Genomic DNA, 25,840 nt, shown 5'->3' with positions numbered 1-25,840 from the left:
CCATCCCGAGGGATGGCTGTTTTTTTTGCGCGCCCGCCGCGCCAAGGCAACGCGGCGCCCCTGCGCGGCCAGCCACACCAAACAAAGGTGTCAGACTGCAATTTCAAACAAAGGTGTCAGACTGCATTTTTCGACCGGCGCCAAGCGGCAAAAATGCAGTCTGACACCTTTGTTTTGGCGGCGCTCATCACCGCCTGCTGATCGGGGTCGGCTTGCTCGAGGCAGTGGCTAACGCGCCGGTCGCGATGATGTGTTCGGCGGCACTTTCGATGTCGCCACGCAGCGCGCGCTCGGCGCCAGCGGCGTCGCCGTCCCGCAGCGCGGCCACGATGCGCGCATGGTGGTCTGCCGGGACGCCCTTGATCACCCGTGACGACTCGGTGCGCAGATCGTAGTTCAGGATCGGCCCGATGCGCAGCCACAGCGACTCGATCATCTGCAGCAGCATCGGCATGCCGGCCTGGCGGTAGACGGCGAAGTGGAAGTCCTTGTTCGTCTCGATCAGCCGGGAGGGATCGGGCTTTGGCAGCGTGATCTCCTTGGCGAAGCGCTCGTGGCTGCGCACGATCTCCTTCAGCGCTGCTTCGCTGCGGGCCGTCGCGGCACGCGCGGTGGCCAGGCCCTCCAGCTCGGTCCGGATACAGGTGATCTCGCGGAACTGCCCGGCCGACATTATCGGCACGCGCAGCGACCGGTTGCTGGTGACCTCGAGCGCCTGCTCGGCCACCAACCGGTTCACCGCTTCACGCACCGGCATCACGCTGACACCGAGCGCCTCGGCGATGCCGCGCAAGGAGAACTGTTCACCTGGCACGACACGGCCACTCATCAGCAGGTCGCGCAGCTGTCGGTAGACGTCCGCGCTCAAGGTCTGGCGGGTCAACGGCGTGACGAGACCGTCGAGCGTAGGGTTAAGAGGCATCAGCAGACTATGACTATCGGTCGTATGTGTGATCTTAAATCACTTTGACGGCGCTCCGTGCCGGCACTCTGTCGGAATCCGCACTCAGGTTTATACGTATATTTAATCTGTGATCACAGACATATGATGCGCTCACCGAGAGGCGACGCAAGCGCCTTTGCGGCCAAAAACATCAATTACGGAGACCCAGTCCATGCGCCGTCTGACGAAACTGCTCGCACCGGTGGTCGGTGCAACCTTCCTGGTCGCGTTGTCCGCCGCACCCGCCGCGGCCCAGCCGAAAAAGCTCAAGGTCTTCCTGTCGATGAGCTATATCGGCAACGACTGGCAGGCCGAGGCCGCGAACATGGTCAAGGCAATGGCCGCACACAAAAGCATGGCCGACAAGGTCGATCTGCAGGTGCAGGTCTCCGGCCCCAACGCGCAGCGACAGATCCAGCAGATCGACGCCATGGTCCGCCAGGGCGCCCAGGCGATCGTCGTCTATCCGATCTCGCCGACGGCACTGAACGCGGCAGTCAAGAATGCCTGCAGCAAGGGTGTGGTCGTGATCGCTTACGACGGTGAAATCACCGAACCCTGCGCCTACAACGTCACCATCGACCAGGCCGAAGCGGGCCGCGTCACCGCCGAATGGCTGGCCAAGAAGATGGGTGGGAAGGGCAATATCGTGATGATCGGCGGCGTGCCGGGGACGTCGGTGGATACCGCCCGCACCAAGGCTGCCAAGGAGGTATTCGCCCAGCATCCGGGCATCAAGGTCGTCGCCGAAGCCAGCGGCATGTGGAGCCAGGCGGTCGCGCGCACAGAACTGGCCAAAATCCTGGCCACGCGGAACTGGGGCCAGATAGACGGCCTGTGGATGCAGGTCGGCTGCTACACCGCCAACACGATGCAGGTCGAGGCTGGCGCCAAGCCCGAAGACCTCAAGCCCTGCGCCGGCGAAGGCTCCAACGGCGGCCGCGTCCAGATGCTCCCCGCCGGCACCGCGGTCGAGAATGCCAACGGCACCTACACCCCGATGGGCGCGCCGCGCATCTCTTACGCTTCGCCGCCCTACTCCGGTGCCCTGGCGCTGAAACTCGCGGTACAGAAACTCGAAGGCACGACGATCCCGAAGCGGACCACCTTGCCGTTGCCGCTAGTGACCAACAAGACGGTCAAGCTCTGCCAGACCGGCTCCTGGGCCGAGATGAAGGCCGGTTGCAACACCTTCCAGCCGTCGGTCGTCAGCAATCCCGGCTGGTTCGCCTCGATCTTCTCCGCGGACACGCCGGAGGTGGGCCTGAATGCCGCGCTGGTCGGCCAGCCCGAACACTGAGCATGACGACCATGCCCGCAGCGATCGCGGCCGAACGACTCAGCAAGCGCTACGGCGCCACCCTGGCCGTGGACGACGTCAGCTTCCAGATCGCCCGCGGCAGCGCTCATGCGCTGCTGGGCGAAAACGGCGCCGGCAAGTCCACCCTGGTCAAGCTGCTGGCCGGCCAGGTGACGCCGACGAGCGGCACGATCCGACTCGACGGCGAGGTCTGCCGGCTGAACAGCCCCCGCGCCGCGCACCGCCACGGCATCCAGACCGCCTTCCAGGAGATGACCCACGTCCGAAACCTGACGGTGCTGGACAACCTGCTGCTGCCCTACGGCCCGGTCAACGCGCTGGGACTGCTGCGCCGCCGTGCGGCGCGTGACGAAGTTGCGGCGAAGCTGGCCGCGCTGGGCCTGGCCGACGTCCCACTCGACGAGGACATCGCCCGGCTCGACCTGGCCGTGCAGCAGAAGCTGGAAATCGCCCGCGCCGTGATGCGCGAGCCCCGCGTGTTGCTGCTCGACGAATCGACGTCCACGCTCGCCGGCCGCGACGTCGACTGGCTTGGCGACCTGATCGCCGCCGAGCGGGCCCGCGGCACCACGATCATCTTCATCTCGCACCGGCTGCCCGAAGTCCGCGCCTTCTGCGACACCGTCACCGTGCTGCGCAACGGCCAGCACATCACCACGGCACCGACCGCCGCGCTGAGCGATGCCGAGATCATCGGCATGATCGCCGGCCGCGAGCTGAAGCAGGCCTTCCCGGCACGCCCGGCCGCGCCGGAGCTCGGCGCCGAAGTGCTCGGCGCGCGCGCGCTGTGCGCCGGCAAGAAGCTCAAGCGCGCCACGTTCTCGCTGCGGGCGGGCGAGATCCTCGGCGTGGCGGGCCTGCAGGGCATGGGCCAGCTGGACCTGTTCCTGGCCGGTTTCGGCATGGCCGACGTGCACGGCGGCAGCCTGCTCGTCGACGGCGCGCCGATCGTGCTGCGCTCGCCGGTCGATGCAGTGCGCGCCAACATCGGCATCAGCCTGGTGCCGGAGGACCGCAAGACCGAAGGCCTGTTCCTGCAACTGTCGGGCCGCATCAACGCATCGACACCCGTGATTGGCCGTTACACCCGGCGACTCCTGATCGACGAGACGGCCGAGCAGAGGGCGGCCGAGCAAGTGTTCGAGCGGCTGCAGATCCAGCGCCGCGCCATGTGGACACGGGCCGGCGCCTTCTCAGGCGGCAACCAGCAGAAGATCGTCATCGCCAAATGGCTGCTGGCGCAAAGCCGCGTGCTGCTGCTGTACGACCCGACGCGCGGCATCGACGTCGGCACGAAGAGCGAGATCTATCGCCTGATGCGCGACTACGCCAACGCGGGCGGCGCCGTGTTGTTCTATTCGACCGAGATCTCGGAGATCGTCCATCTGGCCGATCGAGCGCTCGTGTTCTACGGCGGCGAAATCGCGGGCGAGCTCCGGGCTGACGAACTCAGCGAGACGGCGATCCTGCACGCCGCGCTGGGCCCGACCGCGGCACTGGCTCCCGCCGCGACGACGAACGAGGCAGCGGCATGAGTCAGAACGTCGGTATCGAATCCGCACAGCCCACACCCGCGGTGCTCGCGCCGCCGCGCGCCGAACACGGTTTCCCCCTGCAGCGCGGGCTCAGCCGCCACCGCGGCCTGCTGATCGCCGTCGTCGTGCTGGCGCTGCTGCTGGCGCTGGTCTCCGGCTTTGGCAGCGCGAGCCTGGGCTACTACGACGTGGCGACGATCACGACCACCGGCAGCACGCTGGCGATCGCTGCGATGGGCCAGACCCTGGTGGTGCTGTCGGGCGGCTTCGACCTGTCGGCCGGCGCCATCGTGTCGCTCGTCAACGTCGTACTCGCCAGCGCATTCCCCGACAGCGCCGGGACCGGCTGGGTGCTGCTCGCCGGCATCGGCGTCGGCGCGTTGGCCGGCGCGTTCAACGGGTTCTTCATTGCCGTGCTGCGCATGCAGCCGATCGTCGTGACGCTGTCCACGATGTTCATCATCCAGGGCATCACGCTGCTGGTGATGGACAAACCCGGCGGTGCCGTGCCGGCCGGCCTTGGCGAACTGCTGCTGGGCGACGCCGTGCCCGACTTGCTGCCCCGGCCCGCCGTGCTGTTGCTGATGCTGTTGTTGGCCTGGAGCTGGCTGAAGAACACCCGGCTCGGTCGCGCCATCTATGCGATCGGCAGCGATGCCGACGCCGCGCGCTCCGCCGGCGTGCCGACACGAACGACCGAATTCCTCGTGTACCTGATCGCCGGCGGCTGCTACGGGCTGGCGGGCGTCTTCATCAGCGCGCAGACCGGCTCGGCCGATCCGCTGATCGGCACGCCGATGTTGCTGCAGATGTTTGCCGCCGTCGTCGTCGGCGGCAGCGTGCTCGGCGGTGGGCGCGGTGGGCTGCTGGGCACGCTGATCGGCGCCTACGTGCTGATGCTGGTGGTCAACCTGCTGCTGACCCTGAACGTCTCGGCCTTCTACTCGACGATCGCCGAGGGTTCCATCCTGCTGGCCGCCGTGCTGGCGGGCGGACTCGGCACCGACGCCCCCCTGCGCCGCAACCTGCGCCAGTTGCGGATCGGTTGGCAGGCGCGTCGGGCCGGCCAGCTCGCCACGCAGCGCTCCGCCACGCCGCGGCCGATCGTTCTGCCGCCGCCCTCTGCGGCGCACCCGAGCCCGAGCGCGGCGAAGCCTGCCCCGTCCTGGTGGCTCCGCCATGCCGAGACCTTGCGCTACTCGCTGCCCGCCTACGCCGGCCTGCTGCTGGTCATCCTCGTCACGCAGTGGCTGCTGGGCCATACGCTGACCAACGGTGGCTACTACAACTCGCTGCTGGTGCTCGCCTCCTTCCTCGCCGTGCTGGCGCTCGGCCAGGGGGCGGTGATCCTGACAGGCGGGCTGGACCTGTCGATTCCGTGGACCATCGGCCTCTGCGGCATCCTGCTCGCCGGCCTCGTCAAGGGCTCGGACGCGGCGCTGCTGTACGCGCTGCCGGCCGCCCTCGGCGCAGGCCTGCTGATCGGCTTCATCAATGGCGCCGGCATCGTGCTGCTGGGCCTCTCGCCGATCGTGATGACGATGGCCGCCAACGCGATCCTTCAGGGTCTGGCGCTGCTCTACTCGAACGGCACGCCCGACGGCTTTGCCTCGCCACTGCTGCGCCAGTTCATGACCGACCAAACCTTCGGTGTCACGCCCGTGGTGCTGTTCGTCGCGCTGTTCGTCGTTATCGGCGTGCTGCTGCTGAACCGCACCGCCTTCGGCCGCGCGATCTACGCCGTCGGCAACGGCGAACGGGTGGCCAAGCTGTCGGGCGTGCGCGTGGGCCGTACGGTGATCGGCGCCTACATGCTGTCGGGCCTGTGCTCGGCGATCGCCGCGGTGCTTCTGACCGGCCTGTCCGGCCAGGCGAGCCTGGGCATGGGCGACGATTACCTGCTGCCGTCGATCGCCGTGGTCGTCGTCGGCGGGACGCTGATCGCGGGCGGCCGCGGTCACTACCTGGGCATGCTCGGCGGCGTGCTCATGCTGACGGCGCTGCAGACCCTGCTGGCCGGCAGTTCGCTGCCCTACGCTGCGCGTTCGATTCTGTTCGGCCTGATCGTGCTGGCCGCCGTCGTCGGGCTGCGCGAACGGCGGCGCTAGCCCCCTCAACATCAAGGAGACCTCCATGCGCATCGAAGTCCTGATCGACGTAAAAACCCAGCTCGGCGAAGGCCCGCTGTGGGACGTGCAAGAGCAACGCCTGTATTGGGTGGATAGTTTCGGAGGCCATGTCTTCCGCTGCACCGCGGACGGCCGAGAAGTGCGCGCCTGGGAGGTGCCGGACAAGATCGGCTCGATGGCGCTGCGCCAGGGGGGCGGTGCGGTGGTTGCGCTTGCAACCGGCTTCCACACCCTCGACTTTGCCACCGGCGAAACAAAATTGATCGCGCATCCTGAGGCCGAGAAGCCGTTGAACCGGCTCAACGACGGCAAGGTGGACCGCCGCGGCCGCTTCTTCTGCGGCAGCATGGACACCCAGGAGGCCGGCCCCAACGGCGCGCTCTACCGGCTCGATCCGGATCTGTCCCTGCACAAGGTGGAAACGGGCCTGATTTGCTCCAACGGCCCGTGCTGGAGCCCGGATGGCCGCCGCTTCTATTTCTCCGATACCTGGTCCAACGAGATCTGGCAATACGACTACGACGAGGCCACCGGCACGATCAGCAATCGTCGCACCTTCACCCGCGAAGGCATCGTGGACGGCGGCGCCACTGACGGCTCCACCGTCGACGCCGAAGGTTGTCTCTGGAATGCGCAGGTCTACGCCGGCCTGCTGTGCCGCTACACGCCGGATGGAAAGCTAGACCGCACAATCGAAATGCCGGTCAAGAAAATCACCAGCGTGATGTTCGGCGGGCCGGAACTGGACATCCTCTACGTCACCTCGATGGCGCGCCGCCCGCTGCCCCGCTTCCCCGGCGACAACCAGCTGCGCGGCAGCCTGTTCGCCATCCATGGCCTGGGCGTGCGCGGCCTGCCCGAACACCGCTTTGGCGGTTGAGCAGGCCTTGAGCAACGCCTCGGCGCGCTCGTTGCTCTCGTCGCTCGGCGCATGAAAACAAAGGTGTCAGACTGCATTTTTCGACCGGCACCAAGCGGCAAAAATGCAGTCTGACACCTTTGTTTTGGGGGGACGGCAGGCGCTCCAGCGCGCATGCAGGGCGGTTTACTTTCTGTTGGCGGACGACACGCCCTGCACCTCGGCGAGCGCGTCGAGGGCCTTGTGCAAGCTTTCGCCGCCGCGCACCTCGACGGTGAACACCATGTGGGCCAGGGACTGGCGGCTCTGGGTGTTCACGCCGATCACGTTCAGGCGCAGGCGCGCGAAGACTTCGGAGAGGTCGCGCAGCAGGCCCGGCCGGTCGTGGGCGCGCACGCTGATGTCGACCGGATAGAACGAGTCCTTGGTCTCGCCCCACGCGACCTCGATCACGCGTTCGGGCTCGCGCTCGGCGAGCGCCTGGAAGCTGTGGCAGTCGGCGCGATGGATCGACACGCCGCGGCCGCGCGTGACGAAGCCGGCGATGGCGTCGGGCGGGGCCGGGCGGCAGCAGCGCGCCAGTTGCGTGAGCAACGATCCCACGCCCACCACCAGCACGCCGCTCTTGCCGGTCTTCTCGGCGCTCTCGTTGCTCGGGGCATGGCGGAACGCGGTGGGCTCCTCGGCGGGGGCCGGCGCCGGCGCCTGGAACACGCTGTCAATCTGCCGCAGGCTGAACTCTTCCTTGGCCGCCGCGACGTACAGGTCGTCGGCACGGGCGAAGCCGAGGTTCTGCGCCAGCTGCTCCAGGTTGACCGCGGTCTTGCCCAGGCGCTGCAGCTCCTTTTCGACCAGCGCCTGGCCCTGCGTGATGCGCTGGGCCAGCTCGATCGCGTTGAACCAGTTGCGCACCTTGGAACGCGCCCGCGGGCTGGCGAGATAGCCCAACTGCGGGTTGAGCCAGTCGCGCGACGGGCCGCCCGACTTGGCCGAGATGATCTCCACCGTCTGGCCGGTGCTGAGGCGCGTGTGCAGCGGCACCATCTGGCCGTCGAGGCGCGCGCCGCGGCAGCGGTGGCCCAGATCCGTGTGCAGGTGATAGGCGAAGTCCACCGGCGTGGAACCGGCCGGCAACTCGATCACGCGCGCCTGCGGCGTCAACACATAGATGCGGTCGTCCTCGGGCGGCGCAGTGGCCGCGGCCGCCGCACTTGCAGCCGCACTGGCCGCCGCACTGGCAGTCGCACCCGCCGGCGCCTCCGCGCCCGACTCCACATCGGTGTTCCAGGCCAGCAGCTGGCGCATCCACGACAGCTGGCGATCGTAGTCGCTCGAGGCCGAGACCTGGCCGCCGCGCGCGCCGGCTTCCTTGTAGCGCCAGTGCGCGGCCATCCCGTATTCGGCGAACTGGTGCATCTCGCGCGTGCGGATCTGCACCTCGAACGGCCGGCCATCGGCGTCGCTCACCACGGTGTGCAGCGAACGGTAGCCGTTGGGCTTGGGGCGGGAAATGTAGTCGTCGAACTCATCCCCCACCGGCGTCCACATCTCGTGGACGATGCCCAGCGCCGTATAACAGTCGCGCACGTCGTCGACGATGACGCGCAGCGCGCGCAGGTCGTACATTTCGCTGAAGTCGAGCCGCTTGACCCGCATCTTGTTCCAGATGCTGTAGATGTGCTTGGGCCGGCCGCTCACCTCGGCCTGGATGCCGGCCGCGTGCAGCGCCTGCTGCATGCGCTCGATGGCCGCGGCGATGAAGGCCTCGCGCTCGACCCGCTTTTCCTCGAGCAGGCGCGCGATCTGCTTGTAGCGACCGGGATCGAGGAAACGGAACGCCAGGTCTTCCATTTCCCATTTGATCTGCCAGATGCCCAGCCGGTTGGCCAGGGGCGTGTAGAGATCGAGGGTTTCGCGCGCGAATTCCGGCGGACAGGGCGTCTTGGATTCGGCGTGCCAGCGCAGGGTCTGCAGCCGCGAGGCCAGCCGCATCAGCACGATGCGCAGGTCGGCGGCCATCGCCAGCAGCATCTTGCGCTGCATTTCCTTCTGCGAGCCCGAGCCGGCGGCGGCGTCGCTCGCCTGCCGCGCCACGATGCCCAGCCGCAGCAACGCGCGCGCGCCCTGCACCAGGCGGGCCATCTCGGCGCCGAAGGTGGTGGCGATGGGATCGTTGCGCAGGGCCTGTGCCGGCGCGTTCAGGTCGGAGGGCAGCACCGCCAGGACGGCCGCGGCCCGCGTGGGCGCGTCGGTCTGCAGCGAGGCCAGGATGCGCGCCGTGCCGGCCGCGTGATTGACCAGCGGCTCGCCGGTGGGCATGGCCTGGCCCTGCAGCTGCGGCCAGGCCCAGGCCACGGCCTGGTCCAGCAGGCCCTTCGCGGCGGCATCGAGCCCGGCGCCGGTCTCCTGGCGCCAGGCCTCGTCGAAAGGCGCGAGCGTAACGGGTTCGAGCGGGGCAGACATGACGGCGGAAACGACGATCGGGACGGAGTTCGATGGAATTCCCAGTACTCTACACTAGCTGACACAGCCCGAGGCGCGGCCCTGCCCGCGCCCGTCCAGAACACAGGATCCCGATGCTGAGATGGTTGGTGGGCCGCGGTGCGGCCGATACGAAAGTCCAGGAGATGCAGGCCCGCATCCCGCCCGAACTGTGGCGCGACGTGATCGCGGGCTACCCCTTCGTCGCGCCCCTGTCGGCCGACGAGCAGCAGGCCCTGCAGCAGCGCGTGGCCTGGATCCTGGCCAGCAAGAACATCAATGGCGCGGCCGGGCTCGAGCCCGATGACGCGATGCGCCTGGCGATCGCGACCCAGGCCGCCCTGCCCATCCTGCACCTTTCCCCCACGCTCTACGAGGGCTGGGACGAGATCATCGTGTATCCCGGCGGTTTTTCCATCCCGCGCCAGACGCAGGATGCCGACGGCGTGGTGCACGAATACATCGAGGACGCGGCCGGCGAGGCCTGGGAAGGTGGCCCGGTGGTGCTGTCCTGGAACGACGTGCGCAACACCGAGGGCGCCTTCAACGTCGTGATCCACGAGTTCGCGCACAAGCTCGACCTGGCTGCCGGCGAAGCCGACGGCATGCCCAGCCTGCACGCCCATCCGGAACTGCGCGCACGCGTGTGGCGCGACGTGCTCGACGACAGCCTGGGCCGGTTCCAGGAGGCGCTCGACGCCATCGAAGCCGACATCCCGCCCGACATGGATCCCGAGAGCGAGGCCGCCGACGCCTGGTACGCCCAGCTGCCGCTCGACCCCTACGCCGCCACCGACGAGGCCGAGTTCTTCGCCGTGAGCTCCGAGCATTTCTTCGTCGATCCCGCGCCCCTGGCCGCCGCCCTGCCCGACTGGTACGAGCTGCTGCGCGCCTATTACCGCCAGGACACCCTGGCGCGGCTGGCATGAAGCACCTGCTCATCGTGTGGCACAGCCGGACCGGCTGCGCGCGCCAGATGAGCGAGGCGCTCGCCGCCGGCGCGCACACGGCCGCCACCGAGCTGGGGCTGCACGCGGCGCTGGCGCTGCGCCACCTGCCGGCCGACCAGGCCGGCGTGGACGATCTGCTGGCGGCCGATGGCTACCTCTTCTGCGCGCCCGAAAACCTGGGTTCGCTCAGCGGTGCGATGAAGGAGTTCTTCGATCGCTGCTATTACGGTGCGCTCGATCGCGTCGCGGGCCGGCCCGTCGGCCTGGCCGTCGCCGCCGGCACCGATGGCGAGGGCGCGCTGCGCCAGATGGCGCGCATCTGCACCGGCTGGCGTCTGGCGCAGACCGGCGCGCCCGTGCTGGTGCGCAACGGCGCCCAGACGCCCGAACAGATCCTCGCCCCCAAGACGCTCGCCGCCGCGGACGCCGCGCGCTGCCACGAGCTGGGCGGCCTGCTGGCCGCCACCCTGCTGCTGGGCGAGGATCCCGCGCTCTGAGCGCCCATGAAAAAGCCGCGGCGCGGGCCGCGGCTTTTTGCTTGCGCACGCAACCGATCAGTTGATGGCGGCGGTCACCACGATCTCGACCTTGAAGTCGGGATTGGCCAGGCGCGCTTCGACCGTGGCGCGGGGAGGCGAATTGCCGGCGGCAACCCACGCGTCCCAGGCCTTGTTCATGCCGTCGAATTCCTTCATGTTGGCCACGTAGATCTGGGCCATCAGGATCTTGGTCTTGTCGGTGCCGGCTTCGGCCAGCAGGCGATCGATGGTGGCCAGGACCTGCGTGGTCTGGCCGGTGATGTCGAGGGTGGCATCGTCGGGCACCTGGCCGGCCAGATAGGCCACGCCGTTGTACACGGCCATGTCGGACAGGCGCTTTTCCACGTTGTAGCGCTTGATACTGCTCATGTGATTCCCCTAATGGAACGGTGGTCGAGACAAAAACGGGTTGCCGCCCGCTCAGGCCGGCGGCAACTGGAATACCTGGCGCAGATAGGCGAGATAGGCCGGATCGTCGCACATGGTCTTTTCGGGCGCGTCGGACACCTTGGCCACCGGCTGGCCGTTGCAGCGGACCATCTTCATGACGATCTGCAGCGGCTCGTGACCGAGGTCATTGGTGAGGTTGGTGCCGATCCCGAACGACACCCGGCAGCGACCCGCGAACTGGCGCGCCAGTTCGATCGCGCGCGGGAACGTCAGCGAGTCGGAGAATACCAGCGTCTTGGTGCGCGGGTCGACGCGGTTCGCGCGGTAGTGCTCGAGCAGCCGCTCGCCCCACTTGAAGGGATCGCCGGAGTCGTGGCGCGCGCCGTCGAAGAGCTTGCAGAAATACATGTCGAAGTCGCGCAGGAACGCATCCATGCCGTAGACGTCGGACAGCGCAATGCCCAGATCGCCGCGATATTCCTTGGCCCACACCTCCAGCGCGAACACCTGCGAATCGCGCAGGCGCGGGCCCAGGGCCTGGCAGGCCTGCAGATACTCGTGGCCCATGGTGCCCAGCGGCAGCACGCCGTGGCGCATCGCGAACAACACGTTGCTGGTGCCGGCGAAATGGGCGCCCATCTCGGCCTTCATGGTGCGCACCACCTCCTCGTGCCAGCGCTTGGAGAAGCGCCGCCGCGTGCCGTACTCGGCCACGCGGAAGTCGGCCAGCTCGGGATCGTCGAGCACCAGGTGCATCTTCTTCTGCAGCCGTTCGCGCCCTTCGGTCCAGTCGGCGTCGGTGTCCTTGCGCGTATTGCGGAAGTACACCTCGTTGACGATGGCCAGCACCGGGATCTCGAACAGGATCGTGTGCAGCCACGGGCCTTGCACGCTGATCGAGATCTCGCCCGGATTGTCGCCCTCGCCGATCGTGATGCAACGCTCGGGCAGGTGGAACAAACCCAGGAAATCGACGAAGTCGCTCTTGATGAAGCGCAGGCTGCGCAGATAATCGAGCTCTTCGTCGGTGAATCGCAGCTGGCACAGCGCGTGCACCTCGGCGCGGATCTCGTCGAGATAGGGCCGCAGGTCGACACCGGCATTGCGGCACTTGTAGCGGTATTCGACCTGGGCAGCAGGAAACTGATGGAGCACGACCTGCATCATGCTGAATTTGTACAGGTCGGTATCGAGCAACGAAGTGATTATCATGATCACGCGATGGTAGTTCGGGCAACCATAACACGGCGCAGGCCCTGCCTGGAGCGCCCGCCATTACCGCAGCCAGGGTTATGTTCGCCCTCCTGCCCCGCATTGGTTAAAATCCGATCCCGAGGACAGAAAAACCAGCTCGCGTCTCAGGTGCTTCGCCGGGTCTCACCCCGGGGCCACTCCCTCAGGTCCAACCCCAGGCGCACCCCCACGGCCAGCGCAACCCGCCGCATCCGGAGTTTCCCAGAATGACCCACGTAGTTACCGAAAACTGTATCAAGTGCAAGTACACCGACTGCGTCGACGTATGTCCGGTGGACTGTTTTCGGGAAGGTCCGAACTTTCTGGTGATCGACCCCGATGAGTGCATCGACTGCGCGGTGTGCATTCCCGAGTGCCCGGCCAACGCGATCTACGCCGAAGAAGACGTGCCTCAGGACCAGATGAAATTCATCGCGCTCAACGCGGAGCTGTCGGGCGAATTCGCCAGCATCAGCCGCGCCAAGAAACCCCTGCCCGACGCCGATCAATGGAACGGCGTGGCCGACAAGCTGCAACACCTGGAACGCTGATCCCTGCACCGGCCGCGCGCGGCCCGGCCGGTGATTGCCCGACGCGTTCCGTGCGAGGCTCCTCGCGTGTTCACAGGCCCTTGCCCATGACCGATACCAAGTACACGCGCCAGACCATCATCGACGTCCGCACCTGGGTGCCGGGCAAGCTGTTTTCGGTGCATGCGACGCGCGATCCGGCCTTCGCCTTCCAGGCCGGCCAGTTTGCCCGCGTGGGCCTGCCGGCTGCCGACACGCCCGATGCCGAGCCCACGATCTGGCGCGCCTATTCGATGGTGTCCGCGCCGCACGAGACCCATCTCGAGTTCTATTCGATCGTCGTGCCCGAGGGCGAATTCAGCCCCCGCATGGCCCAGCTGCGCGCCGGCGATGCGCTCTACATCGAGAAAAATCCCTACGGCTTCCTGACCCTCGAACGCTTCGCGCCGGGCGGCACGCTCTGGCTGCTCGCTTCGGGCACGGGCCTGTCCGCCTACCTGTCGATCCTGCGCGATCCGGCCACCTGGAAGGCCTTCGAGCGCATCGTGCTGATCCACGGCGTGCGCACCGTCGAAGAGCTGGCCTACCGCCAGGAGATCGAAGGCTGGCGCGCCGATCCGGCGTTCGCGCCGTATTTCGAGCAGGATCCGCGCAAGCTGGTCTACCTGCCGATCGCCACGCGCGAAGCCCTGCCCGGCGTGCCGCAGGAGCGCCTGACCACCCTGATCGCCGACGGCCGCCTCGAGGCGCTGGCCGGCGAGACGCTGGACCCGGCGCGCGCGAAGATCATGCTTTGCGGCAATCCGGCCCTGCTGGCCGACGCCCGCAAACTGCTCGCCGAGCGCGGTTTCGCCCCCGGCCGACGCGGCATTCCGGGCAATCTGGCGGTCGAAAACTACTGGTGACAGAGCCGGGCGGACTGACGGGTCGCTTTTACGCAACAAGAAGTGTCCGCTGTCCGGCCCATTCCTCACACTGCCCAGACAATTTCGCTATATCCATCCCACTCAGGGCAATAATAGGCCGACCTGATCTCTGGACTTAGGCACGATGCTGTATCACATGCACGAATTGCAGCGGGCGTTCCTGCGACCCCTGGTCGCTTTCTCCGACGCCGGCTCTCAGCTGTTCTCCAGCCCTTACAGCCCCTGGTCCTATATGCCCATCTCGCGCCAGCTCGCCGCCGGCTACGAGTTGATGCATCGGATCGGCAAGGAATACCAGAAGCCCGCCTGGGGCCTGCCCCACACCGAGATCGACGGCAAGCCCGTGCGGGTCACCGAGGTCGTGGCCGACGACAAGCCGTTCTGTCGGCTGGTGCACTTCCAGCGCGACGAGCGCGCCGTGGCCAAGCGCCGCGACCCGCGCGTGCTGCTGGTGGCGCCGCTGTCGGGCCACCACGCCACGCTGCTGCGCGACACGGTGCGCGCGCTGCTGCCGGCGCACGACGTATACGTGACCGACTGGGTCGATGCGCGCATGGTGCCGCTGTCGGCCGGGCCGTTCCATCTCGACGACTACGTCGCCTACATCCAGGACTTCATCCGCGCGCTCGGCCCCGATCTGCACGTGATCTCGGTCTGCCAGCCGACCGTGCCGGTGCTGGCGGCGATCTCGCTGCTGGCCTCGGCCAACGATCCGGCCCAGCCGCGCAGCATGGTGATGATGGGCGGCCCCATCGATCCGCGCGAATCGCCCACGCAGGTCAATCGCCTCGCCACCACCAAGTCGTACGACTGGTTCGAGAGCCAGCTGATCCATGCCGTGCCGCCCGCCTACCCCGGCGCCGGCCGCAAGGTTTATCCCGGCTTTCTGCAGCATGCGGGCTTCATGGCGATGAACCCCGACCGCCACGTGAAGTCGCACTACGACTTCTACCTGGACCTGCTGCGCGGCGATGACAGCGATGCCGAGATGCACCGCCGCTTCTACGACGAATACAACGCCGTGCTCGACATGCCGGCCGAGTTCTACCTCGACACCATCCGCGTGGTGTTCCAGGAATCGCGGCTGCCCGAAGGCACCTGGCAGATCGACGGCCGGCCGGTGCGGCCCGCGGACATCCGCAAGACCGCCCTGCTCACCGTCGAGGGCGAACTCGACGACATCTCCGGCCAGGGCCAGACGCGCGCCGCCATCAAGCTGTGCGCCGGCATCCCGGCCGCGCGCAAGTCGCACTACACCGCCGTGGGCGCGGGCCACTACGGCATCTTCTCGGGCCGCCGGTGGCGCGAACTGATCTGTCCTAAAATCGCGGCATTCATCCGCGCTTCCTGACCGGCCGGTCCTGCTCCTCCGAACAGCGGGCCTGCGGCCCGCTTTCTTTTTTGTCCGTCGTGAATCATGCCGTCCTGTACCCCGCTCGTTGAACGCATCGATGCCCTGCTGCCGCAGACGCAATGCACCAAATGCGGCTACGACGGCTGTCGTCCCTACGCCGAAGCGCTGGCCGACGGCCAGGCCGAGATCAATCGCTGCCCGCCCGGCGGCCAGGACGGCGTGGCCGCGCTGGCGCAGCTGCTGGCGCGCCCCGAGATCGCGCTCGACACCAGCCGCGGCGAGCCCGGGCCGCTGCTAGTGGCCGTGATCGACGAGGCGCATTGCATCGGCTGTACGCTCTGTATCCGCGCCTGTCCGGTCGACGCCATCCTGGGCGCCAACAAACGCATGCACACCGTGCTGCCGGATCTCTGCACAGGCTGCGACCTGTGCGTGGCGCCCTGTCCGGTGGACTGCATCGAGATGGTGCCGGCCAACCGCGCCTGGACCGCGGCCGATGCCGAACAGGGCCGGCTGCGGCACCAGCGCCGCGCGGCGCGCCAGGCGCGTGCGGCCGCCGACAACGCGCGGCTCATGGCCGAGCCCGAGGCGCCCGCGGTCATCAGCGCGGCGCCCGAGGAAGACGAGGCCGAGAAGAAGCGCGCCGCCATCGCCAGCGCCCTGGCGCGTGCCCGCGCGCGCCGCAACGCCTGAACGCCGCATACCATGAATCCCCAGAAGCGCCGCGAGATCTTTGCCCGCCTGCAGGCGGCCAACCCGCACCCCACCACCGAGCTCGAATACGAGACGCCGTTCCAGCTGCTGATCGCCGTGCTGCTGTCGGCGCAGGCCACCGACAAGTCGGTCAACATCGCCACCCGCAAGTTCTTTCCGCAATACGGCACGCCCGAGAAAATGTTGGCGCTCGGCGTCGATGGGCTGACCGACTACATCAAGACCATCGGGCTGTTTCGTACCAAGGCGAAGAACGCGATCGAGACCTGCAGGCTGCTGATCGAGCGCCATGGTGGCGAGGTGCCGCGCGACCGCGAGTCGCTCGAGGCCCTGCCCGGCGTGGGCCGCAAGACCGCGAACGTGGTGTTGAACACGGCCTTCGGCATGCCCACCATCGCGGTCGACACGCATATCTTCCGCGTGTCCAATCGCACCGGCATCGCGCCCGGCAAGAATGTGCTGGAGGTGGAGCTGAAACTGGAGAAGGTCATTCCGCGTGAATATATGCAGGACGCGCATCACTGGCTGATCCTGCATGGCCGTTATATCTGCGTCGCGCGCAAACCGAAATGCCCGCAGTGCGGCATCTCGGATCTGTGCGATTTCAAACCGAAGACGCCGGCCTGACGGCCCCACTCGAGGGTTTTCGCGCATACGAAAAACCCATTACCGATCCATGAAAACGCCGGCACTCGCCGGCGTTTTCGTTGCAGCGCGGCTGCGGTAATTCAGGCTGATAAACCAAGCGTTTTCCCTGTGTGGCGAAACGAATTGTCGGCTAACCGACAAAGCGCGATGCCGCACTGCAAGACCCTATGAAAAACCCTCATGGAATTTTAGGGGGCAGGTGCGCATACTCGCCGCAACTCTTAGAAAAACTGAACGCGGGTGCAGCGTCATGGACGATACGATCCTGGAGACAAAAGGGTTGACCAAGGAGTTCCGCGGCTTTGTCGCGGTAAACGGGGTCGACCTGCGCGTCAAGCGTGGCAGCATTCATGCATTGATCGGCCCCAACGGCGCCGGCAAGACCACGTGCTTCAACCTGCTGACCAAGTTTCTCGCGCCCACCTCGGGCTCGATCATCTTCAACGGCAAAGACATCACACGCGAGCGCCCTGCGCAGATCGCGCGGCGCGGCATCATCCGTTCGTTCCAGATCTCGGCGGTGTTTCCCCACCTCACCGTGCTCGAAAACGTGCGCATCGGGCTGCAACGCAAGACCGGCGTGTCGTTCCACTTCTGGCGCAGCCAGAAGGGGCTCGAACGGCTCAACGGTCCGGCGCGCGAGCTGCTCGAGCAGGTCGATCTCGGCGGCTTCGCCGACGAGCTCACCGTGAACCTGCCCTACGGCCGCAAGCGCGCGCTCGAGATCGCCACCACGCTCGCGATGGAGCCCGAGCTCATGCTGCTCGACGAGCCCACGCAGGGCATGGGCCACGAAGACGTCGACCGCGTGACGCAGCTCATCAAGCACGTGAGCGTGGGCCGCACCATTCTCATGGTCGAGCACAACATGAACGTCGTGTCCTCGATCGCCGACACCATCACGGTGCTGGCGCGCGGTGCCGTGCTGGCCGAAGGGCCCTACGGCGTGGTGTCGCGTCATCCGGCGGTGATGCAGGCCTACATGGGCACGACCGAAGGCGAACTCCAAGGAGCACATGCATGAGCACCCCCGCGCTTGAAATCTCGGGCCTGCAGGCCTGGTACGGGGAATCGCACATCCTGCATGGCGTCGACATGCAGGTGGCGCAGGGCGAGGTCGTCACGCTGCTCGGCCGCAACGGCGCGGGCCGCACCACCACGCTGCGCGCGATTCTCGGCCTGACCGGCTCGCGCAAGGGCTCGGTGCGCATCCACGGCACCGAGGCGATCGAGCTGCCGACCTTCCGCATCGCGCACCTGGGCGTGGGCTACTGCCCCGAAGAGCGCGGCATCTTCGCCAGCCTGTCGTGCGAAGAAAACCTGCTGCTGCCGCCCCCGGTGGGCGGCGCGCTCGGCGGCGGCATGTCGCTAGCCGAGATCTACGACATGTTCCCCAACCTGCACGAACGCCGCAATTCGCCGGGCACGCGCCTGTCGGGCGGCGAGCAGCAGATGCTGGCGGTGGCGCGCATCCTGCGCACCGGCGCCAACCTGCTGCTGCTCGACGAGATCTCCGAGGGCCTGGCCCCGGTCATCGTGCAGGCGCTGGCGCGCATGATCACGGCGCTCAAGGCGCGCGGCTACACCATCGTGATGGTCGAACAGAATTTCCGCTTCGCCGCGCCGCTCGCCGACCGCTTCTACGTCATGGAGCACGGCCAGATCGTCGAGACCTTCGGCGCGGCCGAGCTCGAGCAGAAACAGGACACGCTCAACGAACTGTTGGGCGTCTAGAAAAAAGCCTGTCATCCGCCGGCACGGCCGGCATTCCACACAGGAAAGAGGAGTCATCCCATGAAGTTGCATCACATCACTGCAGCATTGGCCGTCGCCGGCCTGGGATTCGCCGGGCTACCCGCCCAGGCACAAGGCATTTCGGATGATGTCATCCGGATCGGCTTCATCACCGACATGTCGGGCGTGTACTCCGACATCGACGGCAAGGCCGGCGTGGAATCGATCCGCATGGCCATCGAAGACGCGGGCGGCAACATCAACGGCAAGAAGATCGAGCTGCTGTCGGCCGATCACCAGAACAAGGCCGACGTGGCCTCGGCGCGCGCGCGCGAGTGGTTCGACCAGCAGAAGATCGACGTGCTGATCGGCGGCACCAACTCCGCCACCAGCCTGGCCATGGCCGCCGTCGCCGCCGAGAAGAAAAAGCCCTTCATCGCCATCGGCGCCGGCGCCTCCGACCTGACCAACGCGCAATGTTCGCCCTACACCGTGCACTACGCCTACGACACCGTGGCGCTGGCGCGCGGCACCGGCTCGGCGGTCGTGAAGGACGGCGGCAAGAGCTGGTTCTTCCTGACCGCCGACTACGCGTTCGGCCACGCGCTGGAGCGCGACACGGCCAACGTGGTCAAGAGCTCGGGCGGCGAGGTCAAGGGCCAGGTGCGCGCACCGCTGGGCGCCTCCGACTTCTCGTCGTTCCTGCTGCAGGCGCAGGCCTCCAAGGCCCAGATCCTGGGCCTGGCCAACGCGGGCGGCGACACCATCAACTCGATCAAGGCCGCCAATGAATTCGGCGTGACCAGCTCGATGAAGATGGCCGGCCTGCTGGTCTTCATCAACGACATCCATTCGCTCGGCCTCGAAGCCACCAAGGGCATGTACCTGACCGATGGCTGGTACTGGGATCAATCCGACGCCGCGCGCGCCTGGAGCAAGAAGTTCGAGGCCAAGATCGGCCGCAAGCCCTCCATGCTGCAGGCGGGCGACTACTCCTCCGTCGCGTTCTACCTGAGCGGCGTGAAGGCCACCGGCACCGACGACGGCGATGCCATGATGAAGTGGATGAAGTCGAACAAGATCAACGACTTCTTCGCGCAGGGCGGCTACGTGCGCGAAGACGGCCGCATGATCCACGACATGCACCTGATGCAGGTCAAGACGCCGGCCGAGTCCAAGGCTCCCTGGGACTACTACAAGGTGGTGGCAACGCTTCCGGGCGAAGAGGTCTACACCAAGCTGTCCGAGTCGACCTGCAAGCTGGTCAAGAAGTAATTCCGGCTCGTCCATCGTGGCGCATCCGCATGCGGACGCGCCACTCGCCTCGTCTTTTTCGTACCGCAGGACTTCCTCAAGATGACTGACATCTTCGGCATCCCCATACAGGCACTGCTAGGGCAACTGCTGCTCGGTCTGGTCAACGGTTCGTTCTACGCCATGCTGTCCCTGGGGCTGGCGGTGATTTTCGGCCTGCTCAACGTCATCAACTTCGCCCACGGCGCCCTCTACATGCTGGGCGCCTTCCTGGCCTGGATGGGCCTGAGCTACTTCGGCCTGAACTACTGGGTCATGCTGATACTCGCGCCGCTGCTGGTGGGCCTGTTCGGCATCGTCATCGAACGCCTGCTGCTGCGCCACCTCTACAAGCTCGACCACCTCTACGGCCTGCTGCTGACCTTCGGCCTCACGCTGCTGATGGAAGGCGTGTTCCGCAGCTTCTTCGGCGTGTCGGGCCAGCCCTATCCCACGCCCGACGCGCTGCGCGGCGCCACCAACCTCGGCTTCATGATCCTGCCCAACTATCGCGGCTGGGTGGTGGCGGCGAGCATCGTGGTCTGCCTGGCCACCTGGTACGTGATCGAACGCACGCGCCTGGGCGCCCTGCTGCGCGCCGGCACCGAAAACCCACGCCTGGTCGAGGCCTTCGGCGTGAACGTGCCGCGCATGATCACGCTCACCTACGGCTTCGGCGTGGCACTGGCCGGCTTTGCCGGCGTGCTGGCGGCCCCGGTGCTGCAGATCTCGCCGCTGATGGGCTCGAACCTCATCATCGTGGTGTTCGCCGTGGTGGTGATCGGCGGCATGGGCTCCATAATGGGCGCCATCGTCACAGGGCTGGGCCTGGGCGTGATCGAAGGCCTCACCAAGGTGTTCTGGCCCGAAGCCTCCAACACCGTCGTGTTCATCATCATGGCCATCGTGCTGCTGCTGCGCCCGGCCGGGCTGTTCGGAAAAGAAAAATGAATCGTCAACTGCTGGGCTATGCCGTACTGGCCATCGTTGTCGCCGCTCTGCCCTTTGCCGGCGTCTATCCGATCTTCGCCATGAAGGTGATGTGCTACGCGTTGTTTGCGTGCGCATTCAACCTGCTGCTGGGCTATACCGGCCTGCTGTCGTTCGGCCATGCCGCCTTCCTGGGCAGCGCGGCCTACGCGGCCGGCCAGGCGCTCAAGGTCTGGGGCTGGCCCACCGAGCTGGGCCTGCTGTTCGGGGCGGGCGTGGCGGCGCTGCTGGGACTGGTGATGGGCGCGCTGGCGATCCGGCGCAGCGGCATCTACTTCGCCATGATCACGCTGGCGCTGGCGCAGATGGTGTTCTTCTTCTTCCTGCAGGCCCGCTTCACCGGCGGCGAGGACGGCCTGCAGGGCGTGCCGCGCGGCACGCTGTTCGGCTTCATCGACCTGTCCCGCGACGTCAATCTGTATTACCTCGTGATGGGCGTGTTCGTGATCGGCTTCCTCATCATCTGGCGCGCGGTGCATTCGCCCTTCGGCCAGGTGCTGCAGGCGATCCGCGAGAACGAGCCGCGCGCGGTGTCGCTGGGCTACGACGTCGATCGCTTCAAGCTGCTCGCCTTCGTGCTGTCGGCCGGGATCGCCGGCCTGGCCGGCGCCACCAAGACCCTGGTCTTCGTGTCCGCCACCCTCTCCGACGCGACCTGGCAGATGTCGGGGCTGGTCATCCTCATGACGCTGATCGGCGGCCTGGGCACGCTGACCGGGCCGATCCTGGGCGCGTTCATCGTGGTGCTGCTCGAAAACAAGGTGGGCGACTTCGGCCAGTTCATGGCCAACGCCACCGGCGTCGAATGGTTCCTGCGCCTGGGCGAGTCGGTCACCATCGTGATCGGCCTGATTTTCGTGATCTGCGTGCTGGCCTTCCGCCGCGGCATCGTGGGCGAGATCGGCGCGTTCCTCGAACGGCGGCGGGCGGCGCGCGCCTGACCGGCGCGCCGTTCCACCCACGCGGGGCGGCCTGGCCGCCCCGTTGTCATTGGGGCCTGCGCGCGCCCCCTTACAATGGTGGGAATCCAACCTGGCAGGTGTCCCCCGTGCGCAAAAACCCCCATGCTCCCGCGTTTGCCACTGCTGTTGCTCCCCTGTTCCGCACCCTGGCCCTGACGGCCGTCCTGGCCGCCGGCCTGGCGGCGCCCTCGGCGGCCCGCGCGGCCGACGCCGTCACCTGCGAGGTCGACCGCCCGGTGCGCTTCAGCGGCCTGAACTGGGAATCGAACCTGGTGCTGGCCGGCATCGAGCGCTACGTGCTGGAGCACGGCTACGGCTGCAAGACCACGGTCGAGATCGGCGAGACCCTGCCGATGCTGGCCGCGCTGCAACGCGGCGACGTCGACGTCACGCCCGAGGTGTGGCCCGGACAGATCGAGGGCGCCTGGAAGAAGGCGCTGGCCAGCGGCCGGGTGCTCGGCGTGGGCCACGTCTACGACGCGGGCGAAGGCTGGTACGTGCCGCGCTACACCGTGGAGCGCCATCCCGACATCAAGCAGGCCGCCGACCTGGCGCGCCACAAGGAAACCTTCGCCGACCCCGAGGAGCCGAATCGCGGCCGCATCTACGGCTGTCCGGCCGGCTGGGCCTGCGGCACGCTCAACGACAACCTGCTGCGCGCGCTCAAGCTCGACAAGGACTTCACCATGTTCGCGCCCGGCTCCGGCGCGGCGCAGAAGGCGGCCATCGTGTCGGCCTACAAGCGCAAGCGCGACATCGTGTTCTATTACTGGACGCCGACCTCGCTGGTGGGCGCGCTCGACCTGGTCAAGCTGGAGCTGCCGGCCTTCGACCAACAGGCCTACACTTGCATGACCGACCCGAAATGCGCCGATCCGGTGGCCACCGAGTTCAAGCCCAATCCGGTCGTCACCGGTCTGAACGCCGAGTTCGCCAAGTCGGCGCCGCAGCTCACCGCCTTCTTCACCAAGCTCAGCGTGCCGGACGAGGCCATCGACGCCACGCTGGGCTGGCTCGAGAACGAGGGCAAGGAGCCCGAAGAGGCGGCGCAGTATTTCCTCAAGCAATACGGCAAGGTCTGGCGCGAGTGGGTGCCGGCCGACGTGGCCACCCGGGTGCAGGCCGCGCTCGACAAGAAATGAAAACCGGCGCCGTCTGGCGCCCCTGATCGACACAGAAGAAGCACAAGGAAGCAAGACATGGATGCCCTGTTCTGGCACAACGGCCAGTGGACCACTGAAAACCCCAAGCTGCTCGGCCCGGCCGACCACGCCTTCTGGATGGCGAGCATGGTGTTCGACGGCGCGCGCGCGTTCCGCGGCCTGACGCCCGACCTCGACCTGCATTGCGAACGCGTGGTGCGCTCGGCCGAGAAGATGCTGATGAAGCCCAAGCTCAGCGCCGCCGAGATCCAGACGCTGTGCCTGGAAGCCGTCGCGCGCTTCCCGCACGGCAGCGAGCTCTACATCAAGCCGATGTTCTTCTGCGCCGACGGCTTCCTGCTGCCCGACGCCGACAAGACCCAGTTCGTGCTGCACGTCTTCAAGGTGCCGATGCCGGGCACGCAGGGCTTCTCGGCCTGCTTCTCCAGCTTCGTGCGCTCGTGGCCCAACATGGCGCCGACCGACGCCAAGGCCTCGTGCCTGTATCCGAACGGCCAGCGCGCCATCACCGAGGCGGCCGCCAAGGGCTTCGACAACGCCATCATGTTCGACGGCGCCGGCCACGTGGCGGAATTCGCCTCGAGCAACTTCTGGCTCGCCAAGGACGGCAAGGTCGCCACGCCGGTCGACAACGGCACCTTCCTGAACGGCATCACGCGCAAGCGCGTGCTGGCGCTGCTGCGCGCCGATGGCGTCGAGGTCGAAGAGCGCGCCATCACGCGCGCCGACGTCGAAGCGGCCGACGAAGTCTTCTCCACCGGCAACTACGGCAAGGTGGTGCACGTGAACCGCGTCGAATCGCGCGAGCTGCCGTATGGCCCGTTCGCCCAGCGCGCCCATCGTCTCTACATGGACTACGCCGAAAAGACCGGCCGCCGCTGAGCCGCCGCACGACCCGACCCGCCGCGGGCCACGGATGACCGTCCCGCCCGCGGCCGCAAGCCCCGCAAGCCCCGCAAGCCCTCGCCGATTCCGGCAACTCTCTCCCCTACGCCATGAGCTCCCGCCGTGACTTCCTGCGAGGCGCCGCCCTGACCGGTGGCGCGTTCGCGCTTTTCCCCGCCGTGATCCGCGACGCGCTCGCCATCGCGCCCGACCGCCGCACCGGCACGCTGCGCGACGTCGAGCACATCGTCGTCTTCATGCAGGAAAACCGTTCGTTCGACCATTACTTCGGCGCGCTCGAGGGCGTGCGTGGCTTTGGCGACCGGTTTCCGATCCCGGTGCAGGACCAGGCCGGCCTGACCGGCGCCACCGTGTGGCAGCAGCTCAACGACAGCGATCCGGAGAATCCCCGCATCGTGCCGCCGTTTCCGCTCGACACGCAGGCCATGTTCGAGCTGATGCGCGTGGCCGGCACGCCGCACACCTGGTCCAACGCCCAGGACGCGTGGGACAAGGGGCGGATGAACCGCTGGCCGGTGGCCAAGCGCGAACATTCGATGGCCTACTTCACCGAGCAGGACATCCCGTTCCAGTACGCGCTGGCGCGCGCGTTCACCGTGTGCGACGCCTACCACTGCTCGTTCACCGGCGGCACCAACACCAACCGTCTGTTCGCCTGGACCGGCACCAACGACGGCCTGGGCCACGGCCATGGGCCGGCGCTGGGCAACACCTACAACAAGCTCTCCGGCGGCGACAAGGCCGGCGGCTATTCCTGGACCACCTACCCCGAGCGCCTCTCGGCGGCCGGCATCAGCTGGCGCGTGTACCAGGACATGAAGGACAACTACTCGCTCAATCCGCTGGCGGGCTTCCGCCAGTATCGCGCGGCGCACCGCGGCGAGGCCGGCGCGCGCGCCGAACTGGCGCGCAACGCCCTCACCACCTACAGCCTGGCGCGCCTGCGCGAAGACGTGGAGCAGAACACCCTGCCGCAGGTGTCGTGGATCTGCGCGACCAAGGCCGGCTCGGAGCATCCGAGTCCGTCGAGCCCGGCGCAGGGCGCCGACTACACCGCCCAGGTGCTGGCCGCGCTCACCGCCAATCCGGCGGTCTGGAGCAAGACCGTGCTGCTGCTGATGTTCGACGAGAACGACGGCTTCTTCGACCACATGCCGCCGCCCGCCCCGCCCTCCTACGAGGGCGAGGGCGACTCGGCCGTGCTGGCCGGCGGCTCGACCGCCGACACCACCGGCGAGTATCACCGCATCCTCGGCCACGACGAAAAAGACGACCTGCCGCAATACCTGCAGGGCGCCTATGGGCTGGGCGAGCGCGTGCCGATGTACATCATCTCGCCCTGGACGCGCGGCGGCTGGGTCAACTCGCAGGTGTTCGACCACACCTCGATCCTGCGCTTCATCGAACAGCGCTTCGGCGTGGTCGAGAGCAACATCTCGCCCTGGCGCCGCGCGGTCTGCGGCGACCTCACCTCGGCGTTCGACTTCGCCGCGCCGCCCGAGCCGCGCGTCGACAGCCTGCCCGAGACGGCGGCCGTGGCCGCGCGCGCCGCCGAGCTGCCCGGCACCACGCTGCCGCTGCGGCCGCTGGAGGTGCCGCCCGCGGTGCAGGCCGGCGGCACGCGGCCCTCGCGCGCGCTGCCTTATGTGCTGGACCTGCACGCGCAAGCCGGCAACGGCACGCTGGAGCTGAGCTTCGTGAACCGCGGCACGGCGGGCGCCGTGTTCCATGTGTACGACCGCCTGCATCTGGACCGCGTGCCGCGCCGCTACACTGTGGAGGCGGGCAAGCGCCTGCGCGACCAGTGGCTGCTCGAGGAGAGCGGCGGCGAGTACGACCTGTGGGTCCTGGGGCCGAACGGATTTCACCGGCACCTGCGCGGCCGCGCCGAGGCGGGCATGCCGGAGGTGACGCTGCAATACCTGCCGCAGGCCGGCCGGCTGCGCCTCACGCTGCACAACCCCGGCACCGCGCCGCACCTCTACACCATCAGCGACACGGTGTACGGCCAGGCGCCCGCGCGCGAGGAGCTGCTTGCCGGCCAGAGCCGTTTCGATCTGGAGATCGACATCAGCCGCCAGGGCCATTGGTACGACCTCACGATCGAGGCCACGGGCCTGGACGGCTGGTCGCGCCGCTGCGCCGGCCGCATGGAGACCGGCGCGCCATCCATCTCGGACCCCGCCATGGGCGGACCGGTGCGCCTGCAGCGGGCATGAAAAAGGCGAGGACCGCGGTCC

General features: G+C 67.5%; 23 protein-coding genes. 19 read left to right on the top strand and 4 right to left on the bottom strand.

All coding sequences use genetic code 11. From position 1 onward, the window contains the following. Positions 1 to 187: 187 nt before the first annotated feature. Complete coding sequence (locus tag CEG14_RS06805; RefSeq protein ID WP_094825602.1) at positions 188 to 922, bottom strand: GntR family transcriptional regulator; 735 nt, start codon at positions 920 to 922, stop codon at positions 188 to 190. Between the two features lie 193 nt (positions 923 to 1,115). Here CEG14_RS06805 and CEG14_RS06800 point away from each other — a divergent pair, with 193 nt between their 5' ends. Genes CEG14_RS06800 through CEG14_RS06785 form a run of 4 tightly spaced genes read left to right on the top strand, consistent with a single transcriptional unit; the run spans position 1,116 to position 6,808 of the window. Further along, positions 1,116 to 2,243 carry a sugar ABC transporter substrate-binding protein gene (locus CEG14_RS06800; RefSeq protein ID WP_094825601.1) on the top strand — a complete coding sequence of 376 codons (1,128 nt, stop codon included), beginning with the start codon at positions 1,116 to 1,118 and terminating at the stop codon, positions 2,241 to 2,243. Between the two features lie 2 nt (positions 2,244 to 2,245). Next, positions 2,246 to 3,799, top strand: coding sequence for a sugar ABC transporter ATP-binding protein (locus tag CEG14_RS06795; RefSeq protein ID WP_094825600.1), 1,554 nt, complete (start codon positions 2,246 to 2,248; stop codon positions 3,797 to 3,799). After that, positions 3,796 to 5,907, top strand: a complete 2,112-nt coding sequence (locus tag CEG14_RS06790; RefSeq protein WP_094825599.1) for an ABC transporter permease subunit — start codon at positions 3,796 to 3,798, stop codon at positions 5,905 to 5,907. The genes CEG14_RS06795 and CEG14_RS06790 overlap by 4 nt, the downstream gene beginning before the upstream one ends. A gap of 25 nt (positions 5,908 to 5,932) precedes the next feature. Further along, positions 5,933 to 6,808, top strand: a complete 876-nt coding sequence (locus tag CEG14_RS06785) for an SMP-30/gluconolactonase/LRE family protein (protein ID WP_094825598.1) — start codon at positions 5,933 to 5,935, stop codon at positions 6,806 to 6,808. Positions 6,809 to 6,973: 165 nt separating this feature from the next. On the opposite strand, the gene CEG14_RS06780 is transcribed toward CEG14_RS06785, so the two are convergent. Continuing rightward, a complete protein-coding gene (locus CEG14_RS06780) occupies positions 6,974 to 9,250 on the bottom strand; it encodes a RelA/SpoT family protein (protein WP_094825597.1) in 2,277 nt (758 codons plus the stop codon). 113 nt (positions 9,251 to 9,363) lie between these two features. On the opposite strand from CEG14_RS06780, the gene CEG14_RS06775 reads away from it, so the two are divergent. Together CEG14_RS06775 and CEG14_RS06770 are read left to right on the top strand one after the other, a co-directional pair. Next, complete coding sequence (locus tag CEG14_RS06775; protein ID WP_094825596.1) at positions 9,364 to 10,197, top strand: zinc-dependent peptidase; 834 nt, start codon at positions 9,364 to 9,366, stop codon at positions 10,195 to 10,197. Then, positions 10,194 to 10,715 (top strand): flavodoxin family protein, encoded by a 522-nt coding sequence (locus tag CEG14_RS06770; protein WP_094825595.1) that lies wholly within the window; start codon positions 10,194 to 10,196, stop codon positions 10,713 to 10,715. The genes CEG14_RS06775 and CEG14_RS06770 overlap by 4 nt, the downstream gene beginning before the upstream one ends. Positions 10,716 to 10,772: 57 nt before the next feature. Here the strand turns inward: CEG14_RS06770 and CEG14_RS06765 are convergent, their stop codons facing one another. Together CEG14_RS06765 and pncB are read right to left on the bottom strand one after the other, a co-directional pair. Then, positions 10,773 to 11,126, bottom strand: a complete 354-nt coding sequence (locus CEG14_RS06765; protein ID WP_094825594.1) for a RidA family protein — start codon at positions 11,124 to 11,126, stop codon at positions 10,773 to 10,775. A 51-nt stretch (positions 11,127 to 11,177) separates the two neighbouring features. After that, positions 11,178 to 12,359, bottom strand: coding sequence for a nicotinate phosphoribosyltransferase (pncB, locus tag CEG14_RS06760; protein ID WP_094825915.1), 1,182 nt, complete (start codon positions 12,357 to 12,359; stop codon positions 11,178 to 11,180). A gap of 248 nt (positions 12,360 to 12,607) precedes the next feature. Here pncB and fdxA point away from each other — a divergent pair, with 248 nt between their 5' ends. The 13 genes from fdxA (at position 12,608) to CEG14_RS06695 (ending at position 25,819) form a co-directional block, all read left to right on the top strand. After that, complete coding sequence (gene fdxA, locus CEG14_RS06755) at positions 12,608 to 12,931, top strand: ferredoxin FdxA (RefSeq protein WP_094825593.1); 324 nt, start codon at positions 12,608 to 12,610, stop codon at positions 12,929 to 12,931. Between the two features lie 86 nt (positions 12,932 to 13,017). Continuing rightward, entirely contained in the window at positions 13,018 to 13,815 is a 798-nt protein-coding gene (locus tag CEG14_RS06750; protein WP_094825592.1) for a ferredoxin--NADP reductase, read from the top strand. A gap of 145 nt (positions 13,816 to 13,960) precedes the next feature. After that, positions 13,961 to 15,187: a polyhydroxyalkanoate depolymerase gene (locus CEG14_RS06745; RefSeq protein ID WP_094825591.1), complete on the top strand. Its 1,227-nt coding sequence runs from the start codon at positions 13,961 to 13,963 to the stop codon at positions 15,185 to 15,187. 66 nt (positions 15,188 to 15,253) lie between these two features. Next, positions 15,254 to 15,883 (top strand): electron transport complex subunit RsxB, encoded by a 630-nt coding sequence (gene rsxB / locus CEG14_RS06740; RefSeq protein WP_094825590.1) that lies wholly within the window; start codon positions 15,254 to 15,256, stop codon positions 15,881 to 15,883. 12 nt (positions 15,884 to 15,895) lie between these two features. Next, positions 15,896 to 16,531, top strand: a complete 636-nt coding sequence (nth, locus tag CEG14_RS06735; RefSeq protein ID WP_094825589.1) for an endonuclease III — start codon at positions 15,896 to 15,898, stop codon at positions 16,529 to 16,531. 271 nt (positions 16,532 to 16,802) lie between these two features. Next, the gene (locus tag CEG14_RS06730; protein WP_094825588.1) at positions 16,803 to 17,576 is read left to right on the top strand and encodes an ABC transporter ATP-binding protein; all 774 of its coding nucleotides are present in this window, start codon (positions 16,803 to 16,805) and stop codon (positions 17,574 to 17,576) included. Further along, positions 17,573 to 18,286 (top strand): ABC transporter ATP-binding protein, encoded by a 714-nt coding sequence (locus tag CEG14_RS06725; RefSeq protein WP_094825587.1) that lies wholly within the window; start codon positions 17,573 to 17,575, stop codon positions 18,284 to 18,286. Before CEG14_RS06730 ends, CEG14_RS06725 begins: the two co-directional genes overlap by 4 nt. 60 nt (positions 18,287 to 18,346) lie before the next feature. Continuing rightward, on the top strand, positions 18,347 to 19,561 hold the full coding sequence (locus CEG14_RS06720) for an ABC transporter substrate-binding protein (RefSeq protein ID WP_094825586.1): 1,215 nt from the start codon (positions 18,347 to 18,349) through the stop codon (positions 19,559 to 19,561). An 81-nt stretch (positions 19,562 to 19,642) separates the two neighbouring features. Further along, a complete protein-coding gene (locus CEG14_RS06715) occupies positions 19,643 to 20,530 on the top strand; it encodes a branched-chain amino acid ABC transporter permease (RefSeq protein WP_094825585.1) in 888 nt (295 codons plus the stop codon). Further along, entirely contained in the window at positions 20,527 to 21,510 is a 984-nt protein-coding gene (locus tag CEG14_RS06710; protein WP_094825584.1) for a branched-chain amino acid ABC transporter permease, read from the top strand. The genes CEG14_RS06715 and CEG14_RS06710 overlap by 4 nt, the downstream gene beginning before the upstream one ends. Positions 21,511 to 21,665: 155 nt before the next feature. Next, on the top strand, positions 21,666 to 22,673 hold the full coding sequence (locus CEG14_RS06705; RefSeq protein ID WP_094825914.1) for an ABC transporter substrate-binding protein: 1,008 nt from the start codon (positions 21,666 to 21,668) through the stop codon (positions 22,671 to 22,673). Between the two features lie 57 nt (positions 22,674 to 22,730). Continuing rightward, complete coding sequence (locus CEG14_RS06700) at positions 22,731 to 23,576, top strand: branched-chain amino acid aminotransferase (protein WP_094825583.1); 846 nt, start codon at positions 22,731 to 22,733, stop codon at positions 23,574 to 23,576. A gap of 113 nt (positions 23,577 to 23,689) precedes the next feature. Continuing rightward, positions 23,690 to 25,819 carry a phosphocholine-specific phospholipase C gene (locus CEG14_RS06695; protein WP_094825582.1) on the top strand — a complete coding sequence of 710 codons (2,130 nt, stop codon included), beginning with the start codon at positions 23,690 to 23,692 and terminating at the stop codon, positions 25,817 to 25,819. The last annotated feature ends 21 nt before the right edge of the window (positions 25,820 to 25,840 follow it).

This window comes from Bordetella genomosp. 1 (genome assembly GCF_002261335.1).
In the GTDB taxonomy this organism is placed as follows: Bacteria; Pseudomonadota; Gammaproteobacteria; order Burkholderiales; family Burkholderiaceae_B; genus Bordetella.
The sequence above is the reverse complement of the archived record's forward strand: the minus strand, read 5'-3'. Positions and strand labels throughout refer to the sequence as shown.

Bases quoted from the DNA above. Each gene is read 5' to 3' on its own strand.
- CEG14_RS06800 (WP_094825601.1), top strand. From the start codon at position 1,116: ATGCGCCGTCTGACGAAACTGCTCGCACCGGTGGTCGGTGCAACCTTC.
- fdxA (WP_094825593.1), top strand. From the start codon at position 12,608: ATGACCCACGTAGTTACCGAAAACTGTATCAAGTGCAAGTACACCGAC.
- CEG14_RS06730 (WP_094825588.1), top strand. From the start codon at position 16,803: ATGGACGATACGATCCTGGAGACAAAAGGGTTGACCAAGGAGTTCCGC.
- CEG14_RS06765 (WP_094825594.1), bottom strand. From the start codon at position 11,126: ATGAGCAGTATCAAGCGCTACAACGTGGAAAAGCGCCTGTCCGACATG.
- pncB (WP_094825915.1), bottom strand. From the start codon at position 12,359: ATGATAATCACTTCGTTGCTCGATACCGACCTGTACAAATTCAGCATG.
- CEG14_RS06805 (WP_094825602.1), bottom strand. From the start codon at position 922: ATGCCTCTTAACCCTACGCTCGACGGTCTCGTCACGCCGTTGACCCGC.
- CEG14_RS06775 (WP_094825596.1), top strand. From the start codon at position 9,364: ATGCTGAGATGGTTGGTGGGCCGCGGTGCGGCCGATACGAAAGTCCAG.
- CEG14_RS06770 (WP_094825595.1), top strand. From the start codon at position 10,194: ATGAAGCACCTGCTCATCGTGTGGCACAGCCGGACCGGCTGCGCGCGC.
- CEG14_RS06700 (WP_094825583.1), top strand. From the start codon at position 22,731: ATGGATGCCCTGTTCTGGCACAACGGCCAGTGGACCACTGAAAACCCC.
- CEG14_RS06725 (WP_094825587.1), top strand. From the start codon at position 17,573: ATGAGCACCCCCGCGCTTGAAATCTCGGGCCTGCAGGCCTGGTACGGG.
- CEG14_RS06785 (WP_094825598.1), top strand. From the start codon at position 5,933: ATGCGCATCGAAGTCCTGATCGACGTAAAAACCCAGCTCGGCGAAGGC.
- CEG14_RS06745 (WP_094825591.1), top strand. From the start codon at position 13,961: ATGCTGTATCACATGCACGAATTGCAGCGGGCGTTCCTGCGACCCCTG.
- rsxB (WP_094825590.1), top strand. From the start codon at position 15,254: ATGCCGTCCTGTACCCCGCTCGTTGAACGCATCGATGCCCTGCTGCCG.
- CEG14_RS06695 (WP_094825582.1), top strand. From the start codon at position 23,690: ATGAGCTCCCGCCGTGACTTCCTGCGAGGCGCCGCCCTGACCGGTGGC.
- CEG14_RS06750 (WP_094825592.1), top strand. From the start codon at position 13,018: ATGACCGATACCAAGTACACGCGCCAGACCATCATCGACGTCCGCACC.
- nth (WP_094825589.1), top strand. From the start codon at position 15,896: ATGAATCCCCAGAAGCGCCGCGAGATCTTTGCCCGCCTGCAGGCGGCC.
- CEG14_RS06710 (WP_094825584.1), top strand. From the start codon at position 20,527: ATGAATCGTCAACTGCTGGGCTATGCCGTACTGGCCATCGTTGTCGCC.
- CEG14_RS06780 (WP_094825597.1), bottom strand. From the start codon at position 9,250: ATGTCTGCCCCGCTCGAACCCGTTACGCTCGCGCCTTTCGACGAGGCC.
- CEG14_RS06720 (WP_094825586.1), top strand. From the start codon at position 18,347: ATGAAGTTGCATCACATCACTGCAGCATTGGCCGTCGCCGGCCTGGGA.
- CEG14_RS06715 (WP_094825585.1), top strand. From the start codon at position 19,643: ATGACTGACATCTTCGGCATCCCCATACAGGCACTGCTAGGGCAACTG.
- CEG14_RS06790 (WP_094825599.1), top strand. From the start codon at position 3,796: ATGAGTCAGAACGTCGGTATCGAATCCGCACAGCCCACACCCGCGGTG.
- CEG14_RS06795 (WP_094825600.1), top strand. From the start codon at position 2,246: ATGACGACCATGCCCGCAGCGATCGCGGCCGAACGACTCAGCAAGCGC.